Raw genomic sequence first — 16,442 nt, 5'->3', positions numbered from 1 at the left:
ACAGCTTTTGCTCTGTCGAGCTTGAATCTTCTTTTCTCACCAACTTGGTGAAAATAACAACAAAGCACAGGATAAGTGCATAACAGACGATGGAGTATCACAACAATGAGCGATAGCGTAAGTCAGGTGCAAGGAGCCGTTCAAACCCTAACCCAAAGTTCGGACACTTTATTTTTGCTGCTCGGAGCCATCATGGTGTTCTTGATGCATGCAGGTTTTGCTTTCCTTGAAGTAGGTACGGTTCGGAAGAAAAATCAGGTTAACGCGCTGGTGAAAATCTTGGCTGATTTTGGGGTTTCCACGATTGCCTATTTCTTTATTGGCTATTGGATTGCTTATGGGCATCATTTCTTTACTGATGCTGCAACCTTGTCGCAAGGCAATGGTTATGACTTGGTGAAATTCTTTTTCCTCCTTACTTTTGCTGCCGCCATTCCTGCCATTGTTTCCGGTGGTATTGCTGAACGCGCGCGATTTTATCCGATCCTTTTCGCTACATTTTTTACGGTTGGGCTGGTTTACCCTTTCTTTGAAGGGATCATTTGGAATAGCAACTTTGGCGTACAAGACTGGTTTGCCGCCAATTTAGGCGCGCCATTTCACGACTTTGCTGGTTCCGTCGTTGTTCACGCCGTCGGTGGCTGGATTGCACTGGTTGCCGTTGCTTTCTTAGGAATGCGTCGTGGGCGCGTGCGCGCAGGCAAACACACTAACTTTGCTCCCTCTAACATTCCCTTTTTAGCGCTTGGTGCATGGATTCTAAGTGTCGGTTGGTTTGGCTTTAACGTGATGTCAGCGCAAACCTTGAATGGCATCAGTGGATTGGTGGCCATGAACTCTTTAATGGCGATGACGGGCGGTATTCTAGCGGCGTTAGTCGCTGGAAAAAATGACCCAGGTTTTATCCATAACGGTCCCTTAGCGGGCTTGGTTGCGGTGTGTGCTGGTTCTGACTTAATGCATCCACTGGGGGCCTTAGTCACTGGTGTGGTAGCGGGTGTGGTGTTTGTCTGGCTATTTACTGCCTTACAGAATAAAACCAAAATTGATGATGTACTCGGTGTATGGCCATTACATGGTGTGTGTGGCGCATGGGGTGGCATTGCAGCCGGAATTTTTGGCCAAACAGCCTTGGGAGGTCTAGGTGGTGTGAGCCTTGGTACTCAAATGATCGGCACTTTAATGGGAATTGCGATTGCATTGTGCGGAGCTTTGATTGTGTATGGTGTACTGCACAAAGTGATGGGCCTACGTTTATCACAAGAAGATGAATTTAATGGTGCCGACTTAGCGATTCACAAAATCTCCGCAACCAGCGAAGAGTAATACAGATTTTCATGGGCTTCTCAGTGGGGAAGCCCTCAATTCCTCTCTGACTCATTCTTCAACCGCTCCCTCGTTCTTCTAATCAATAGCCTTGTTACTACTATGGTCTAATCCCCGTTTTCTAGGGTTGATAACGCTTCGGTGTTAAGCTTAAACAAAAGCCGAGAAAAGGAATGGGGTATGAGCTTACCGTATCGAAATATAGTGATACTGACCGGAGCAGGGATCTCTGCTGAGTCTGGTATTCAAACTTTCCGCGCTCAGGACGGGCTGTGGGAAAATCATCGTATTGAAGATGTGGCGACACCAGAAGGGTTTCAGCGCGATCCAGATATGGTGCTGGAGTTTTATAACCAACGCCGCCGTAAATTGCTCTCTGATGCGATTGAGCCGAATCCGGCACATCTTGCCCTCGGTAAACTGGAAAGAGAATTGCAGGGTAGTGTCACTGTGATTACCCAGAACATTGATAACCTGCATGAACGTGGCGGCAGCCAGAACATTATTCATATGCATGGTGAGTTGCTGAAAGCACGCTGTCCTGAATCCAATCAAACAGTGGAGCAAAAAGAGGATATCCGTAACGGCGATTTTTGCCACTGCTGCCAAATGCCTGCACAAATGCGCCCACACATTGTTTGGTTTGGTGAAATGCCGCTGCGCATGGGGGATATTTATGCCGCGCTTGAACAAGCGGATCTGTTTGTCTCTATCGGTACGTCAGGGGTTGTTTATCCCGCGGCCGGTTTTGTGCATGACGCACGTATGCATGGAGCACACACGATAGAAATTAACTTGGAACCAAGCGCAGTCGAAAGTGAGTTTGCAGAGAAACGCTACGGTAAAGCCAGTATTGAAGTTCCAAGGTTAGTAGAAGAAATTCTGGCTGCACAAAAACGCGCGGTGCATAGTTCAGCCGCGAATAGCTCAGCAGGTAAACAATACAAACACGCTTAGTTAATAAGCGGATAAAAAAACGCCCCGATAATCGGGGCGTTTTTGTGATACTGCATCCTCTAGTGCGGGGCATACCCACTCAAGGAGTCTATCCAACGAAATGATTAATCTCGGAAGTTGTTGTATTGCAGTGGCTGTTCAAGATTCGCTTCACGCAACATCGCCATCACTTCTTGCAAATCATCCCGCTTTTTACCCGTCACGCGAACTTTGTCGCCTTGGATAGAAGCTTGAACTTTGATTTTGGCATCTTTGATCAATTTAACGATCTTCTTCGCGAGCAGAGCTTCCAGACCTTGCTTGAATTCTGCATCTTTGTGCCAGTGCTTACCGATATGAACAGAGTCTTTGGCATTCATGGCACGAGCATCAACACCGCGCTTGGCGAGGTTTCCGCGCAAAATGTCCATCATCTGACCAAGCTGAAAATCATCTTCAGCAGACAGTTTAACTGTCTCTTCTTTCAGCTCAAAACGGGCATCAACGTTACGAAAATCGAATCGAGTAGCCAATTCACGAGTTGAGTTTTCTACTGCGTTACGCAGTTCTACAGCATCAATTTCTGAAACAATATCAAAAGAAGGCATGGGTATTTCCTTAATTACGAGAGCGACGGACTTTGATGGATTGTGCCAACATGTCAAGCATGACGGCAGTATCATCCCATCCTAGGCAAGGGTCGGTGATCGACAGTCCGTATGTCAGGTTATTGAGGTCGTGCATTGGCTGGTTGCCTTCTACAATAAAGCTTTCTGCCATGATGCCAGCAATTTTGTGGCTTCCAGCTTCGATCTGTTGGCAAATATCGCGCGCTACATCTACTTGTTTACGGTGCTGCTTTTGGCAGTTAGCGTGGCTGAAATCCACCACCAAACGTTCTGGAAGGTTGAATTGCGCCAATTGCTGACAAGCTTCATCAATCGAAGCGGCATCAAAGTTAGGCCCTGTATCACCACCACGAAGAATGATGTGACCAAATGGGTTACCACTGGTGCGGTAAACCGTCATCCGGCCATTCTTATCTGGTGAATAGAAGTAGTGTGATGCTTTCGCTGCACGAATCGCGTCAATCGCAATTTTCACATTGCCGTTAGTACCGTTTTTGAATCCAACAGGGCAGGAGAGTGCAGAAGCCATCTCACGGTGAATTTGCGACTCAGTAGTGCGCGCACCAATAGCGCCCCAAGTGATTAGGTCAGCGATGTATTGACCGGTAATCATATCGAGAAATTCCGTCGCCGTTGCCAAGCCTAGCTTGTTAATGTCGAGCAGCAGTTGACGTGCTTTGTTTAAGCCCGTTTCTAAGGCGTAGGAGCCATCGAGATTTGGATCCGTAATTAAACCTTTCCAACCCACAACCGTGCGTGGTTTTTCGAAATAGGTACGCATTACGACAAAGAGTTCATCTTTGTAATTTTCTTGCAATGCTGCAAGGCGGCGGCCGTAATCTAGCGCAGCATCGGTATCGTGTACCGAACAAGGTCCAACAATCACTAAAAGGCGATCATCAGCACCAGTGAGAATATTTTCGATTTGACGACGAGACTGCGCAATCCTTAGCGCGACTTCATCAGTAATGGGGTGTGCGTGACTAAGTTCTGCCGGAGTAGGCATAGGTCCCAATGCTTGGGTTCTTAATTCATCGGTTTTCAGTGGCATAGGAGCGCCTGTCCTTTTGTTGCGAAGCGCTAAAGATAACGAATTTGTCAACGAGAATAAACCACTGCACAGTAAACAGATTGGGAAATGGGTGTAAATTGACTTGATGAAAGGTTGTTTGGCGAAACTTTCAGCACACACGAGTCACGCAGGATTAACTTCATCACACTTTCCGATTCAGAAAGTGTTGCCGCTTGGTGTTTTCTTAACAATTGTTTGACATTTATTCAGCAATCAATTGAAGTGGTCGGACAACTTACTGTTGCGGAGTTTTTATGCTGTCACCTTTAGCTAGAGCTAACCTCTATCTCAATCTCTTCGGTTTTTTCAAAGTACCTTTGATTTGGGCATGTCGCCCAAAAATACTCACACTTAATGATCACGCCGTAGAAGTACGCATTCCTCTGAAAAGACGCAACAAGAACCATCTCAATAGTATGTATTTTGGTGTGTTGGCCATCGGTGCTGATGTGGCTGGCGGCTATATGGCGATGCATAAAGCCAAACAAAGAGGCAGCAAGGTGTCATTAGCTTTCAAAGCGGTGAGGGGCGAATTCCATAAACGCCCAGAAGCAGCGGTGCATTTTCATTGTGTTGAGGGCGAGAAGATTGACCAGATGCTGGATGAAACGACTCGCACAGGCGAGCGGGTTAACCAAGAGGTGCATATTATTGCGACCTGCCCAAGTCTGCATGGCGATGAGCCTATGGCTGAGTTTTGGTTAACCCTTTCGCTGAAAGTCACTAAGTCTGAGGGATAGATTCAATATCCACAATTCGGCTTCGGTTAAGCACGATTTTCCAACGATAGTAAGTTGGTTCGCCTTTATGGTGGTTTTCTTTCACGATCAGGTTCAGTAAATGGCGTTTTTCCACTGATTCACGGCTCACTTGTCCATTATTGAGTTGGTAAATGTGATTCGAACCTTTGTCCATCTGACGCATGATCGAACGCAGATCGATCATCAAGGTTTCGCGCGTTTCCTCATAGCCACTCATAAAGCGAGACGTCGACATTTCAGTATGAGAGCGATAATGCAGGATCTGCTCTTCACGCTGCACAATCCGCTTTTTACGAATGGCTTGAATGCGATCGGGTAAATCACTCAACTTTTTGTAATCCAGCCACTCTTCTTTATCGCCGACTTGTTTACCTGTAGTAGGGTCGAAATAGTGACGACGCCACTTAGGCCGACCTTTGCGGATCCAACGCCACATCATGTCACGTAGATCATCTTTAAAAATTTCCCGTAGGGCATAGATAAAAGACATCGCAATGATGAACGAGGCGGTAATCTCCCCCCAGTAATCGCGCGCTGAAATAGCCGTTATAGTCACTGCGACCATCACCAAGCCTGTGGCTAAGCCCTTTACCGCCCGTTTGGTGTTATTCCCCAGAGAAGAGATCTTTTCATTTAGGATAACGGGATGCTCAATCAAACGACGAAGTAGGCGCATTTTATTACTCAGGCGAGTGATGTCTTGGTTGGCTTTATCGGAGTTGTACTGATTGAGAGCTCGATGTGCTTGCTCTTTCTCCACCAAGGTTATCAAACGCTCTTTATTCGTCTTGTATTCATTATCACGCGTCATGTGCGCAATCATGGATAAGAAACTCTGCTCGGTATACCAAGAGAGGTAGTTATCAATGTTGGCATAATAGCGCTTAAGCTGCTCTTCATAAGGAATGCTACGACGCAAACGGCGCAGAATATCCAATGATAACTCAATGACGCTATCCACTTCTTCGGTGGTAACTGTATCACTGGTGTTATTGAGTTGCGAAACCGCTTTGTCCAAAGCAATCACATACTGATAAGCAAACAAACTCAAACTTACCCGGTATTGCGTAGAAGAAAGATGTCCACGTTGAGCGAGGCGGCTGTGAACCAACGGCAAGAGGATCTGATCACTGTGATAAGCCCGCTGTTGGTGAATAGAGCTGTAAAAAAACTCAGACTCAGAGATCACTTCGGGTGAAATGTCCAATTCACCGGGAATAAAAAGGTAAAAGTTAAGATCGAGCTTCTTACTGCCCGTCATCTGACTGACAATCGTCAAGGTTGCCGCATCTTGCTGCTCTACGGTGATCAACGAAAACTCCTGTAAAAATTGCCGGATTTATTGCTCGAATGCGAGAAAGCATAACAGAGATAACGTATAATCTCTGCAAATTTGCTGTGAGACAGTTTTATATGATTAACATTGGTCAAATTAATAGTTTAGAAGTGGTGAAATTCGCCGAATTTGGTGTTTTTTTGGATGCGGGTGAATACGGTACGACCTTGCTGCCTAAGCGTTTTGTGCCAGAAGGTACTGAAATCGGGCAGTTTATCGACGTTTTCCTCTATTTCGATTCAGAGAACCAACTCGCAGCCACGACTGAAACGCCAATCGCTCAAGTGGGCGAGTGGGGCTTAATGAAAATCGAAGGGGTTAACAGCACTGGTGCATTTGCTAGCTGGGGAATCAAGGATAAAGATCTTTTGATCCCATACAGTGAACAGCGTGCTCGTTTTGTTGCAGGCCAAACTGTTTTGGTTTATGTCTACACCGATAAGGCTTCTGGTCGAATTGTAGGAACAACCAAGTTCAACAAATTATTGGATAAGACGCCCGCCAAATACACGCTAAACCAACAAGTCGATCTACTGATTGCCGAACGTTCTGATCTTGGTTTTAAAGCGATTGTTAATGGTACTCACTGGGGAATGATTTTTTCCTCAGACGTGTTTGGCAAACTGTTCATCGGTAAGAAGCTTAAAGGCTACATCAAGAGCGTTCGTGAAGATGGCAAAATCGATCTCTCACTGCAAAAAGTGGGGGTAGAAAAAATGGATGAATTAAGCACTAAGATCTTAGAAACCTTAGAAAAGAAAGGTGGTTTCTTGCCTCTGAGCGATAAATCAACTCCAGAAGCGATTTTCGCTACCTTCCGCACGAGCAAAGGAACGTTCAAAAAAACCATCGGTGGCCTATATAAGCAAGGCAAAATCGTGATAGAAAATGACGGAATTCGCTTAGCTTAATCCTGAAATTTCCCCAAAAAAAAGAGGCCCAAAACGTAAGGTTTTAGGGCCTAGGGGAATGGCTCCAAAGAGCCTGCGCTAATGGAAAATGTAGGAAGTTGCTTAACCCTAAGAATAGTACAGATACTGAAATTAGCGACAGGCTTTTAGAATTTCATACTATAGTTTAGCTACTCAAAATAGATTTTTATCTCTAACTAGCTCTCTTGGCAGTCCATTCTTCACTCGGTTACCTACCCATTTCCCTAACCCAATCACATTGTTAGCGTAACGGACGATCACCTCACCTTGACCACTTTTACCCTCTGGTCTGACATCTCTACCCATGAACCATTCTCGTGCTTGTGCAGTATCCAAATCCACACTGTGATTGATACTTTCAGCGGCCAAGCAGGTTGCCACTTGATGCTGCCAGCGGTATCCTGATTTATGTGCTTCAGCAATTTTTATCCCCATGCGAGAAAAACGCAGCTCACCCAACAATGGCTCTAATGCTTGGGGGAATAACCACACATCATTATCACGCAGCCAAACTTGTGAGTCCGATGGAAGCTCTACGCCAAGAGACTTATTAAGTTGCTGAGCAATTTCTGACTGCTGCTTTTGACTTGCTTTGTTAAAAGGAAATTTCCCCAGACGTTTATTCACTTCTGGAACGGGCACTGAAGCCAATTTACGGATTTTGGCCACAAAAAAGCCTTCACAATCGTACATTTGCGGGAAAATGTGCAGAAAGCCTTCGTCGGTCAACGCAATTGAAGCGTGCTCAAACAAATTACCCAGTGATTCAAAACTCACTGCATCCCCATAAGTCTGCTTTAAGTGCCAGCATACTTCCTGATTTTCTTCACGGCTCAGTGTGCAAGTCGAATAGACGAGGGTTCCGCCAACTTTCAAAGCTTGAAACGCGCTTTCAATCAACGCTTTCTGAGTGGATGCGATACTATTAATAGCATCCATGCTCCAATTCTTCATCGCATCGGGATCTTTACGGATCGTTCCTTCACCAGAGCAGGGCGCGTCGATCAACACCGCATCAAAACGCTCTGGAAGCCAGCCTCCAAATACACAGCCATCAAAATTGGTGAGCGCGGTGTTGCGAATTCCACAGCGTTCAATATTGGCGTGGAGCACTTTGACTCGGCTCGCGGAAAATTCGTTTGCCACCAACACACCTTGGTTTTCCATCAAGGCTGCCATTTGTGTGGTTTTAGAGCCTGGAGCGGCTGCCATATCTAATACGCAATCATACTCTGCATCTCCCATGAATAATGCGGAGACAGGCATCATCGAACTGGCTTCTTGGATATAGAAAAGTCCTGCCATATGTTCGGCAGTATTACCAAGAGGAACTTGGCTCTCATCTGCTTCTATCCAAAAACCATTCTCACACCAAGGTACAGGCGATAACTGCCAATTTTTCTCAGCTGCGCGTTGGCAAAATTCCGCGACAGAAATTTTGAGCGTATTCACTCGAATGCTTTTTCGTAATGGCCTTTGGCAAGCAGCGATGAAATCGGCAAGCGATGTTGAATCAGGCAGTATTTTCGCCATCGAAGCAATAAATTCTTCGGGAAGAGAAATGTTCGGATGCACAGACAGGTTCCGTTGATGAATAAGGTCGGCGATTATAACCAGATAGCCGCATGACATAAAGGTTAGCCTCAAAAGTAGAAAAGCAGCCTTAGGCTGCTTTTCGTCATGATCGATGTTCAATTATGGCTTGGGAATCGGTGTACGCCACTTATTCCATTCTTCCTGAGCTTGAGGGTAGAGATAAAAGGTATGACCCTCAGGGGCGGCAGCGGGGAGCTGTTTTTGCTCTGGCGTTGCGAAGGTGATGCCACCTCGCAACATGCTGTCAAAAGTACCCGCTTTAACGTTGGCACCGGTAAGCCCGATGGACATATCGAGCCCTGACACGTTCCAAAACACACTATTTTGACGAAGCAGATAAGTGTACTGAGGTGCTATGCGTATCGTGGTAATCACTCGATCCGCGAACTCTCCCAAACGCACATCAATCACTTTACCGACTTCGATATCACGGTAGAGAACCGGTGTTCCTACGCTTACAGAGCCGCGTTTTTCACTCTGCAATGTATAGGTTTTCCCTGCGCCACCATGACGTGCTTCTTTATGTAATTCAAACTCAAAGCGACTCTCGCCTGTTCCTGGTTGTACTTCGATACTGTGACCTAAAAGGTTTTGTACATTCTCAATCCCACTTAAGCCAATTTTGGCTTGTGAGAGCCAAAATTGTGAATTTTTCTTGGCAATTTTAGGGGCATATTGCGGCTCAATACGCGCAGAAAGTTTCACAAAATCAGACTCAAAATCGGGAGTGATTTCAAACACCTCACCAATTTGTACGCCTTGGTATTGTACTGGTGTGCCCACTTTGATTCCCAGTGTACCCAAGGCTGTCAGGGTGATTTTCTCGCCATAACGACGGGCATGATCATAGTCGTTATACAGTTTCCACATCGATCCCACTTTGTTTTCGATACCGGGTAAATTATCAAACGCAATCCCACCACGAATTAGTGTCTGCAGTGGTGCAGCTTTGACATCGACCCCGTCCATTGACGCCTTTATTTCGACACCAGAACGATTCCAAAACACGGTATCTGGCGTTAATAAATGCTGATATTGTTTTTCGATGGTGGCTGCAATCTGCACGCCTTTCGGTGTTAGTGTAAAACCTGAAATGCTGCCGACTTTTAAATTGCGATAAAGAATAGGGGAGCCAGCATTGATCGAGGGCAACTCATTGGCAAACAGGGTTAACGAACGCGAGCCCGACTGATTATATTTCGCCAACTCTGCTAACGATTGATTCGAGTAGAGGCGATATTGCTCAAGAGGTGTACTGCTGCCCTCACTGGCAAAGCTGATTGAGCCAAGTAAGAGTTGTTTAGCTGGTGGAATGGAAACAGAAAAGCCTGACTCCGTGAGTTCTGCTGAAGCGCTGCCCGTGACATAAAAGCGGTTTTGCGAGCGGATCAGCGAGCCATACTGTTCGTCAATCAGAACATTGAACTCAACATAATCGAGTTTGAGATTCACGGCGGTTACGCTACCCACGGCAACCCCACGATACAAAATCGGGGTTCCCGCTTCCAAACCAAATGAGTTATCCGCCACTAAGTTAAAGCTAATACTGTTCGAACGAGCGTATTTAAACTCGTTTTTGCGTACCGCATGAAAATTACGCGTGCGTTCACCTTCACCGGGGATCAGCGTCAGGTAATTCCCTTTAACAAAGTTTGCTAGGTTTTCTACACCTGCTAATGATACTTGGGCTTCTTCCAATACAAATTGGCTGCCACTATTGAGCATGTCACTAAATGCAGGCTGAATGGCGGCAGAGGCCGTGATGGCTTTGCGATCATCACTCAGTTGTAAATCGGTAATCTGGCCAATTTCAATACCGCGATACATGATTGGAGCGCCCGCAGCGGAGATGTTGTTGTCATCTGGTAGTGTGATTGATACAGCAATCCCGCGCCCTGCGGTTTTTAAATCTCGGTACAAGCGAAATTGGGCATTTTGTTCAACTGGCTTGCCTTCATCTGGGGAGTCAACAGCAATGGATCCTCCAATTAATGCGCTTAGGCTTTCTAAGCGAACGTCGACACCTTCAAAACCGATACTAGCGCCCACACCGCTCACATTCCAGAAACGACTTTCTGTATTAATAATGTGTCTATATTCCTCTTTAATTGAGGCTTGAATGATCACTGATTGAGCATCCTCATCCAATTGATAGTTGAACACTTCGCCAATTGGGATCTTTTTGTAGACAATTTGTGAGCCAACAGAAATGCCACCCAGATCTCGAGCTTTCAAAGAGATAGTGAGCCCCCGTTGTGCTAATAAATCAGAAGGGGCTGATTCTAAGGCTTGGTATTTGGTTGGATAGTCCTCCTGATGGAGAGCTCCTGGCTGAATAGCGATATAGTTGCCGGAAACCAGAGCATCTAACCCTGACACTCCCGACAAACTTGCAGTCGGTTTCACCATCCAGAACCGAGTTTGAGTGGAGAGTAGTTTGGTAGCCTCAGGATAAATATCGGCCTCAACATAAATACTGTTAAGGTCTTCGGATAACTTAATGTCGCGCACCATGCCGACTTCTAAGCCTTGATAGCGAATTGTGGTTCGACCGGCAATCAATCCTTGCGCATTATCAAAGTGAATTTGAATCCGCACTCCAGCATCATGCACCGCTTTAAACACTAACCAACCAGCTAAAATCATGGTCACAATCGGCAAAATCCACAACGGAGAAATTCCCCGATTTTTGCGAATATCCGGTGTGTACGAGTTTTGTGTTGTATTTTCTTGACTCATTCAAACAACCTATTGTTGAGTACGGGTAACATTGGGCTCATCCCAGAGTAGGCGAGGATCTAAACTTTCCGCTGCCAACATAGTGAGAACCACAACCATACCAAAAGCCACAGCCCCATAGCCGGGGGTAAAATCGAGGATCTGTCCTCGGTCGACCAAAGTGAGCATGATGGAGATAACAAAGAGATCCATCACAGACCATTTACCAATCCATTTAATGCCACGATAAATCATCATTCGCTGGCGTTGATGCACTTCATGCTTAAATTTTATTGCCAGTAACAAATAGCCAAGGCCTACGATCTTAATCACGGGTACCACAATACTGGCCACAAAAATAATGATGGCAATACCCCACATACCACTTTTCACTAATGAGGCCACTCCAGAGAAAATCGTATCCTCCAAACGTTGCCCATTGGTGATCAAAATGGAGATCGGGATTAGATTCGCCGGAAATATTGCCACGGTTGCGGCTAATACATAAGCCCATGTACGTTCGATAGAATTAGGCTTTCGGTGAAAAAGCTTATGCTGGCAGCGCACACAACGATCGCTTTCTGGCTGAGAAAGATGGCAGTTATGGCAGTGCACTTGCTTTAAAGGTAAATCGTAATCCGCTTCCTTCTGCCAAGTCTCCCAATAGCGGCGTGTACTGATCCGACTGAGTAAGAGCACAGTGAAGAGTTGTAGCAATACTAACCCCAACAAGCCTGGGCCAACATAGATATCAGAATAATCTTTGAGCTTAAAACAAGAGACTGCAACACTAACTAAAAAAACATCCAACATTACCCACGCTTTAAGATGATGTATCAGTTGCAGTGAATGGCGTAACGTTCGAAAGTGACGAAAATGCAAAGCCCAATGAGCACTAACCACACTCAAGCACAACATCAATGGTGCAATCGAGCTACAAAACAGAACTAACAGCGCGAGTGGCCAAAAGCCTTCTTCCCAAAGAGCGATAACCCCTTGAGGTAAGTTGGCAGGGATCATCATCCCAAATAAGCGAATATTGATGTAACTGAAAAAATGAGAGGGGATAAACAGTAGCAGGCAAGTAACGGCAAGCGCTAAGTTACCAGATAAAGAAGGAGTGCCCCCACGATAAAGTTGAGTGTCACAACGAGGGCAATACGCAGAATGCCCTTGAGCGACAGACAAAATATCGATCGGTAATTCGCAACCTGGGCACAAACGTATGTGGCTCGGCTGTGTTGCGTGCTCGTGGAGTTCTGCTGAAGGTGTTGTCATAGGCAAAATTTACCGAAACTGGTGACAATGTCACTCAAGCGGGTGTTATAGGGTTTGGTAAAGACCTTCTTGATCGCAATGCTCATTGTTCTTGCCTGAACGACTAACATATCCATCTTCCAATAGTATTGAATGTCGAAGTTGCTTTATCTCAAAATCACATATTTAAAGTGATTGTTCAATCATCCGCACGATTGCTCTGTGCGGCCAATGGCAACTAAGCACAAGATTATGCCGCAAAATGTCATTAAACAGTATAGGTCATTGTAAAACAACAGCTATTGTCATGAACCACACTAGGGCTTATATCATCAGAGTCTTACCCATTAAAGAGAATTACGCCACTTTATGGATCAATAAGCGTATATCGAATCTCAATCCTCTTACGGCATATATATAGATGGGCATTAGAGGGGACTACACCGGCCAGTGCTTCAATATTCACGGTCTAGTGAGTCACGCCTGTTTTGGGGATTTTTTACTTGAGTTATCAGTTGAGAGCAGATAATAGTGTCTTGGGAATACGTCATAGCAATGAATGTGTATCCTGTTTTTATGACTATAGGGTACGTCATTCAAAAAAGAAGTCTTTATTTTTCAAATGGAAGTTACTATGAATTTAGAGCAGTACCAGCGTTTAACCAAACAAGCCGTTGCTTTATTAGAGGGCGAAAGCAACCTCATCGCGAATCTGGCTAATCTTAGCGCTTTGCTGAATATGGAGCTTACCGATCTCAACTGGGTCGGTTTTTACTTGATGCAGCAGGATGAATTGGTCTTAGGCCCTTTTCAAGGCAAGCCTGCATGTGTTCGCATTCCGGTAGGTAAGGGTGTTTGTGGGACGGCTGCTGACGAAAACCGTGTTCAACGCGTGTATGATGTCCATCAATTTGAAGGACACATCGCATGCGATGCAGCCAGTAACTCTGAAATCGTTATCCCATTCTCGATTAACGGAAAAATTATCGGAGTGTTAGACATTGACAGCCCAAACATAGGCCGTTTCAATGAAATTGATGAACAAGGTCTGACCTATTTGATGAAAGAAGTAGAAAAGCTGCTCAATTCACAGGCTAATAAGGCATAATTTGCCCTTTGCCTGTGGTTTTTCCTTTGCAGGTCTTTATAATACCGCACATATTTACACTCAATGTTTGGCGGGCAGCCGCAATAACCAGGAATCCTCATGGAAAACACTGAAAAGTTAAAAAACAGCAAAGAAGTGATCGCGTACATTGCTGAATGTTTCCCTAACTGCTTTACTTTAGAAGGTGAAGCAAAGCCTCTGAAAATTGGTATTTTTCAGGATCTTGCTGATCGCTTGAATGACGACCCAAAAGTAAGCAAAACTCAGCTTCGTGCCGCGTTAAGACAATACACCTCTTCTTGGCGTTATTTACACGGTGTAAAACCTGGCGCAACTCGTGTTGACCTTGATGGTAACCCTTGTGGTGAACTAGAAGAGCAACATGTAGAACACGCACAAACGGCACTGGCTGAAAGCAAAGCTCGTGTAGAAGCTCGTCGTAAAGAACAAGCAAAAAAAGTGCGTGAAGAAGCAAAAGCGAGTAAACCAAAGGCCAAAAAGCCACAGCAAACTCGTCGTCCTCAAAACGCACAGAAAGTAGAGAAAAAGCCCGTAGAAACGCGCACATTAACTGCCGAAGAGCTCAATGTCGGCAAGCAGGTGAATGTGAATATGGGTAAAGGCAACATGGCTGCAACCATCGTTGAAATCAGTAAGGAAGATGTGCGTGTTCAACTTGCCAACGGCCTACAAATGGTTGTGAAAGCGGAGCACTTGCGCGCATAAGGGAGATACTCCTTCGCATGAAATGCCGTTCAAAACTATCTCTGATTGCTGCTAGCCTCTGGCTAGCAGCCTCTTCAGTTCAGGCTTTAGAAGCCAAACTCAAACCAGAAGACTTACCTCTTCTTACCCCAGAAGCTCAACACGAGACGGCAGCGAAACGTGTCACTTCGCGTTTTACCCGTTCTCACTACAAACAATTCAATCTGGATGATCAGTTTTCTCAAGCGATGTTTGAACGCTATCTTGAGATGCTTGATTACAGCCGCAACATTTTCACTCAAGCCGATATTGATTCATTCAAAGACTGGTCTTTGCAGTTAGATGATCAATTAAAAGCAGGCAATAATCAGATTGCATATGATCTATATAACTTATCGATGGAAAAGCGTTTCGAGCGCTTTGAATATGCTATCTCATTGCTAGATAAAGAGATGACGTTCGATAAAGACGAATCGATAGAGTTAGATCGTTCAAAATCGCCTTGGCCAAAAGATCTTAATGAAGTCAATGAGTTATGGCGTCAACGAGTAAAGTATGATGCGCTAAATTTGAAACTGGCTGGTAAAGAGTGGCCAGAAATCAAAGAAACACTTGAAAAACGCTACAACAATGCCATGAAACGGCTCACTCAAACTAAGAGTGAAGACGTCTTTCAAACCTATATGAACGCCTTTGCGCGTGAAGTTGACCCCCATACCAGTTATTTATCGCCGCGTAATGCAGAACAATTCCAATCGGAGATGAATCTTTCTTTAGAAGGAATTGGTGCCGTTTTACAGATGACCGATGATTACACCATTATCCGGTCACTCGTGGCTGGTGGCCCTGCGGCACTGAGTAAACAGATAGGTGAGGGGGATCGTATTATTGGTGTTGGCCAACAAGGCGAAGAAATGGTCGATGTAATTGGTTGGCGACTCGATGACGTTGTACAACTGATTAAAGGCCCAAAAGGCAGCAAGGTAAAACTGTTAGTTTTGCCTGAAGGTAAAGATGCTAAAAGTCACGTTGTCACAATTGTTCGCGATAAAATTCGTTTAGAAGATCGTGCAGTAAAAGCAGAAGTCATTGAAAAAGCAGGCAAAAAAATCGGTGTACTCGAAGTGCCGAGTTTTTATGTTGGCTTAGCTCAAGACACAGATAAATTACTCACTGAGCTGAAAGCGAAAAAAGTCGATGGGGTCATTGTTGACTTACGTAACAATGGTGGCGGTGCATTAACAGAAGCAACTGCGCTTTCTGGTCTATTCATCACAAGTGGCCCAGTGGTACAAGTTCGTGACAGTTACGGGCGAGTTAATGTTAATTCGGATACCGATGGAAACATTAGCTACAACGGACCAATGACGGTTTTGGTCAACCGTTACAGTGCATCTGCATCCGAAATTTTTGCTGCCGCAATGCAAGATTATGGGCGTGCGATTATTCTAGGTGAAAACTCCTTTGGTAAAGGTACTGTGCAGCAACACCGCTCTCTTAATCATATTTATGATTTATTTGATAAAGAGCTAGGCTATGTGCAATACACGATTCAGAAATTCTACAGAATCGATGGTGGTAGCACCCAAAATAAAGGTGTGATTCCGGATATCACTTACCCAACAGCGGTGGATCCCTCAGAAACTGGTGAAAGTGTAGAAGACAATGCACTGCCATGGGATAGTATTGATAAAGCGAAATACGAGCGTTTGAATAATTTCAAATCCATCATCGCAAGCCTTGATGCAAAACACCAAAAGCGGGTAGCAAATGATTTGGAGTTTGGGTTTATCGAGCAAGATATTGCAAAATATCGCGCAGAAAAAGATGACAATTTGCTGTCTTTGAATGAAAAAATCCGCAAAGATGAAAGCGCAAAAGCAGATGAAGAACGTCTAGCTCGAATCAACCTGCGTCAAAAAGCTTTGGGTAAATCGACCTTCGCTAATTTGCAGGATGTACCGAAAGATTATGAAGCGCCTGATGCGTATTTAGATGAATCTGTGAACATCATGCTTGACATGATAGCGCAGTAATTCATTAATTTTTCTTGAATATTTGATAAA

General features: G+C 45.0%; 13 protein-coding genes. 7 read left to right on the top strand and 6 right to left on the bottom strand.

Annotation, left to right across the window (positions count from 1 at the left end; genetic code table 11):
• Window positions 1–105 precede the first annotated feature (105 nt).
• Both VOA_RS13615 and cobB read left to right on the top strand, forming a co-directional pair.
• Window positions 106–1,326: an ammonium transporter gene (locus VOA_RS13615; RefSeq protein WP_001285373.1), complete on the top strand. Its 1,221-nt coding sequence runs from the start codon at window positions 106–108 to the stop codon at window positions 1,324–1,326.
• A 180-nt stretch (window positions 1,327–1,506) separates the two neighbouring features.
• Entirely contained in the window at window positions 1,507–2,283 is a 777-nt protein-coding gene (gene cobB / locus VOA_RS13620) for a Sir2 family NAD+-dependent deacetylase (protein ID WP_000056954.1), read from the top strand.
• A 104-nt stretch (window positions 2,284–2,387) separates the two neighbouring features.
• On the opposite strand, the gene VOA_RS13625 is transcribed toward cobB, so the two are convergent.
• Together VOA_RS13625 and VOA_RS13630 are read right to left on the bottom strand one after the other, a co-directional pair.
• Window positions 2,388–2,870, bottom strand: a complete 483-nt coding sequence (locus VOA_RS13625; protein WP_001138889.1) for a YajQ family cyclic di-GMP-binding protein — start codon at window positions 2,868–2,870, stop codon at window positions 2,388–2,390.
• Window positions 2,871–2,880: 10 nt separating this feature from the next.
• On the bottom strand, window positions 2,881–3,942 hold the full coding sequence (locus tag VOA_RS13630; protein WP_001128797.1) for a 3-deoxy-7-phosphoheptulonate synthase: 1,062 nt from the start codon (window positions 3,940–3,942) through the stop codon (window positions 2,881–2,883).
• Window positions 3,943–4,217: 275 nt separating this feature from the next.
• On the opposite strand from VOA_RS13630, the gene VOA_RS0117385 reads away from it, so the two are divergent.
• Window positions 4,218–4,703, top strand: coding sequence for a DUF4442 domain-containing protein (locus VOA_RS0117385; RefSeq protein ID WP_000950855.1), 486 nt, complete (start codon window positions 4,218–4,220; stop codon window positions 4,701–4,703).
• Here VOA_RS0117385 and VOA_RS13635 read toward each other — a convergent pair.
• The gene (locus VOA_RS13635; RefSeq protein WP_000633704.1) at window positions 4,687–6,036 is read right to left on the bottom strand and encodes a hypothetical protein; all 1,350 of its coding nucleotides are present in this window, start codon (window positions 6,034–6,036) and stop codon (window positions 4,687–4,689) included. The genes VOA_RS0117385 and VOA_RS13635 overlap by 17 nt on opposite strands.
• 101 nt (window positions 6,037–6,137) lie before the next feature.
• Between VOA_RS13635 and VOA_RS13640 the strand changes: the two genes are divergently transcribed.
• Window positions 6,138–6,971, top strand: coding sequence for a CvfB family protein (locus VOA_RS13640; RefSeq protein ID WP_000608147.1), 834 nt, complete (start codon window positions 6,138–6,140; stop codon window positions 6,969–6,971).
• A gap of 174 nt (window positions 6,972–7,145) precedes the next feature.
• Here the strand turns inward: VOA_RS13640 and rsmF are convergent, their stop codons facing one another.
• From rsmF to VOA_RS13655, 3 genes are all read right to left on the bottom strand, one after another.
• The gene (gene rsmF, locus VOA_RS13645) at window positions 7,146–8,567 is read right to left on the bottom strand and encodes a 16S rRNA (cytosine(1407)-C(5))-methyltransferase RsmF (RefSeq protein WP_000553482.1); all 1,422 of its coding nucleotides are present in this window, start codon (window positions 8,565–8,567) and stop codon (window positions 7,146–7,148) included.
• Window positions 8,568–8,687: 120 nt separating this feature from the next.
• Entirely contained in the window at window positions 8,688–11,327 is a 2,640-nt protein-coding gene (locus tag VOA_RS13650) for a PqiB family protein (RefSeq protein ID WP_000076854.1), read from the bottom strand.
• A gap of 9 nt (window positions 11,328–11,336) precedes the next feature.
• Window positions 11,337–12,584, bottom strand: coding sequence for a paraquat-inducible protein A (locus VOA_RS13655; RefSeq protein ID WP_000211153.1), 1,248 nt, complete (start codon window positions 12,582–12,584; stop codon window positions 11,337–11,339).
• A 613-nt stretch (window positions 12,585–13,197) separates the two neighbouring features.
• On the opposite strand from VOA_RS13655, the gene VOA_RS13660 reads away from it, so the two are divergent.
• From VOA_RS13660 to prc, 3 genes are all read left to right on the top strand, one after another.
• A complete protein-coding gene (locus tag VOA_RS13660; protein ID WP_001047601.1) occupies window positions 13,198–13,671 on the top strand; it encodes a GAF domain-containing protein in 474 nt (157 codons plus the stop codon).
• A 99-nt stretch (window positions 13,672–13,770) separates the two neighbouring features.
• Entirely contained in the window at window positions 13,771–14,397 is a 627-nt protein-coding gene (gene proQ / locus VOA_RS13665; RefSeq protein WP_000432041.1) for an RNA chaperone ProQ, read from the top strand.
• Between the two features lie 17 nt (window positions 14,398–14,414).
• Window positions 14,415–16,412 (top strand): carboxy terminal-processing peptidase, encoded by a 1,998-nt coding sequence (prc, locus tag VOA_RS13670; protein ID WP_000650146.1) that lies wholly within the window; start codon window positions 14,415–14,417, stop codon window positions 16,410–16,412.
• Window positions 16,413–16,442 lie beyond the last annotated feature (30 nt).

This window comes from Vibrio sp. RC586 (assembly GCF_000176715.1).
GTDB lineage: Bacteria > Pseudomonadota > Gammaproteobacteria > Enterobacterales > Vibrionaceae > Vibrio.
Note: the sequence above shows the minus strand (reverse complement) of the source record. Positions and strands in the feature narration are given on the sequence as shown.